The organism is Pseudoduganella namucuonensis (assembly GCF_900116645.1).
GTDB lineage: Bacteria > Pseudomonadota > Gammaproteobacteria > Burkholderiales > Burkholderiaceae_D > Rugamonas > Rugamonas namucuonensis.
On record NZ_FPBO01000093.1, the window covers coordinates 1 to 3,136 of the forward strand.

Annotated in this window: 2 protein-coding genes and 1 pseudogene; 2 read left to right on the forward strand and 1 reads right to left on the reverse strand. The window is 67.9% G+C overall.

Annotated features, from left to right (window positions below; translation table 11 throughout):
- The first annotated feature begins 103 nt into the window (after nucleotides 1–103).
- Together BM436_RS35790 and BM436_RS35795 are read left to right on the forward strand one after the other, a co-directional pair.
- Nucleotides 104–481, forward strand: coding sequence for a response regulator (locus tag BM436_RS35790; RefSeq protein WP_093561674.1), 378 nt, complete (start codon nucleotides 104–106; stop codon nucleotides 479–481).
- The gene (locus tag BM436_RS35795; protein ID WP_093561675.1) at nucleotides 478–2,997 is read left to right on the forward strand and encodes an EAL domain-containing protein; all 2,520 of its coding nucleotides are present in this window, start codon (nucleotides 478–480) and stop codon (nucleotides 2,995–2,997) included. The genes BM436_RS35790 and BM436_RS35795 overlap by 4 nt, the downstream gene beginning before the upstream one ends.
- Here BM436_RS35795 and eno read toward each other — a convergent pair.
- Nucleotides 2,994–3,136: pseudogene (gene eno, locus BM436_RS35800) on the reverse strand (phosphopyruvate hydratase); the annotation flags it as partial. The gene BM436_RS35795 and the pseudogene eno overlap by 4 nt on opposite strands.

The following is a 3,136-nucleotide window of genomic DNA, read 5'->3' on the forward strand; positions in this document are numbered from 1 at the left end:
CAATCTCGTCGAAAACAGCCGACCTGGGCACCCTCGCCACCTCTGCACCGAATCTCGCCAGGGCAGAGACTCACTGATGAAATATCCGGGCTAGGACCCCGCCATGGCCACCGTGCTGGTAATCGAAGACAACAAGGCGAACATGAAGCTGGTGTCGCTGCTGCTGCGCAAGGCGGCGCACCACGTGCTGTGCGCCGCCGACGCGGAACTGGGCCTGACGATGGCGCGCTCCGAGCTGCCGGACCTGATCCTGATGGACATCCAGCTGCCCGGCATGGACGGCCTGGCCGCCACCGCGCTGCTCAAGCAGGACCGCCGCACGGCCGCCATCCCCGTCATCGCGCTGACCGCGATGGCGATGAAGGAGGACCAGGAGAAGAGCCAGGTCGCCGGCTGCGACGCCTATCTGGTCAAGCCGCTTTGCTACCGGCAGCTGTACGCGGCGATCGACGCCCTTTTACCGAATGGAGCACCGATATGAGCCTGCACACCGCCCCCACCATCCTCATCGTCGACGACGAGGCGCAGAACCGGCGGCTGCTGGCCGTGCTGCTGCGCCCCGAGGGCTACCTGACCTACACCGCCGCCAGCGGCGAGGAGGCGCTGGCGGCCATCCGCGACTGCCCGCCCGACCTGATCCTGCTCGACATCATGATGCCCGGCATCGACGGCTACCAGGTGGCCAGCATCGTCAAGGCCAATCCGGCCACCGCCAACATCCCCATCATCATGGTCACCGCGCACACCGAGCGCGGCGCGCGCCTGGCCGGGCTGGACGCCGGCGCCGAGGAATTCCTGACCAAGCCGGTCGACCGCACCGAATTGTGGCTGCGGGTGCGCAACCTGCTGCGCCTGAAATCCTACGGCGACCTGCAGGACTACAGCTTCATCCTGGAGCAGCAGGTGCGCGCCCGCACCGCGGACCTGCAGCGCTTCCGCACCGCGATGGACGCCACCGCCGACGCCATCATGCTGGTCAGCCGCGACTCCATGCGCTACGTGGAGGTCAACGCCACCAGCTGCAAGATGCTGGGCTACACACGCGAGGAGATGCTCCAGCAGGGCCCGGCCGCACTGGGCGGCTGGACGCTGGATGAGCTGAAAAGCGTCTACGACGCCATCATCGCCGGCCAGGCCCACCCGGAACTGTGCGAGGCGGCGCTGACGCGCAAGGACGGCACGCCGCTGCAGGTGGAGGTGCACCGCCAGGCGATGCGCTCGGCCGGCGACTGGATCATCGTCAGCGTGGTGCGCGATATCAGCGAACGCAAGGAGGCCGAGCAAAAGCTGCAGCACCAGGCCCACCACGACCCGCTGACCGGCCTGCCCAACCGCACCCTGTTCTACCAGACCCTGGCCCACACCCTGGAGCACGCCGGTCCGCGCGGCTGGAAGGTCGCCGTCATGTTCATCGACGTCGACCATTTCAAGAACGTCAACGACACGCTGGGCCACGCCATCGGCGACGAACTGCTGGCGCAGTTCAGCCAGCGGCTGACGGCGTGCCTGCGCGCGCGCGACGTGGTCGGCCGCCTGGGCGGCGACGAGTTCGCGCTGATCCTGATGGTGCGCGACGACCACGAGGTGGTCGGCCACATCGCCGACAAGATCTGCGGCGCGCTGCGCGCGCCCTTCCACCTGCAGGGCTACGAGGTCACCGTCACGGCCAGCGTCGGCATCACCGTCTATCCCGACGACGCGGCCGACCCGGACCTGCTCATCAAGTACGCCGACACCGCCATGTACCAGGCCAAGCACGCCGGACGCGACACCTTCCGCTTCTTCACCGCGCAGATGAACACCGACGTGCTGCGGCGGCTGGAACTGGAAAGCGCGCTGCGCAAGGCCATCGACAACGGCGAGTTCGTGCTGCACTACCAGCCCAAGCAGCACATCGCCAGCGGCCAGGGCGCCGGCGTGGAGGCGCTGCTGCGCTGGGAGCGCCCCGGCCACGGGCTGGTGCCGCCGTCCGCCTTCATCCCGACGCTGGAGGAGACGGGGATGATCGTGCGGGTCGGCCAGTGGGTGATCGAACAGGCCTGCCGCCAGATCCAGGCCTGGCTGGACGGTCCGGTCGGCCCGATGCGGATCGCCGTCAACGTCGCCGGCCGCCAGTTCGTGGAGGGCGACCTGGAGGCGGACGTGCTGCGCGCGCTGGGCCAATACGCGGTGCCGCCGGGCTTGCTGGAACTGGAGCTGACCGAGACCTCGCTGATGCTCAACACCGAGCGCACCATCGCCTGCCTGCGCAACCTGCGCGACCGCGGCGTGCGCATCGCCATCGACGACTTCGGCACCGGCTACTCCAGCCTGGCCTACCTGCGCCGCTTCCCCATCGACAAGCTGAAGATCGACATCGCCTTCATCCGCGAGCTGACCAACAACCCAGACGACGCCGCCATCGTGCGCGCCATCATCAGCATGGCGCACAGCCTGAACCTGCTGGTGGTGGCCGAGGGCGTGGAGACGGCCGCGCAGCTGAGCTATTTGCGGCGCCACGATTGCGACGAGGCGCAGGGCTATTTCTACAGCCGGCCCCTGCCCCCGGAGGCGATCACCGGCTTTTTGCAGGAAAGCAGGCACGCCGGGCGCCCCGCCGACGCCGACGCGCCGGAACGCACCCTGCTCATCATCGACGACGATCCCTTCATGCGCGAGCTGCTGCTGACCCTGTTCGAGCACGAGGGCTACCGGCTGCTGTCGGCGCCGTCCGCCGAGCAGGCCTTCGACACGCTGGCCCATCACGACGTGCACGTCATCCTGTGCGACCAGCAAATGCCGCGGATGGAGGGCGTGGCCTTCTTCGACCGGGTCAAGACCATGTACCCGGACACCTTCCGCATCGTCTTGTCCGGCAAGTTCGAACTGGAGCCGATGATGGCGGCGGTCAACCGCGGCGCGATCGACCGCTTCTACACCAAGCCCTGGAACGACGCGCTGCTGCGGGAGTGCGTGCGCGAAGGCTTCCAGCGATGCCGGGCCGTGAGTGCCCTTTAACGCAGGTTGTAGAACGCGCCGCGGCCTGGGTAGGTCGCGGTGTTGCCCAGGTCTTCCTCGATGCGCAGCAGCTGGTTGTACTTGGCCATGCGGTCCGAACGGGACATGGAACCGGTCTTGATCTGCAGCGCGTTGGTGC

Coding starts and splice junctions, on each gene's coding strand:
- BM436_RS35790 (WP_093561674.1), top strand. CDS start 104: ATGGCCACCGTGCTGGTAATCGAAGACAACAAGGCGAACATGAAGCTG.
- BM436_RS35795 (WP_093561675.1), top strand. CDS start 478: ATGAGCCTGCACACCGCCCCCACCATCCTCATCGTCGACGACGAGGCG.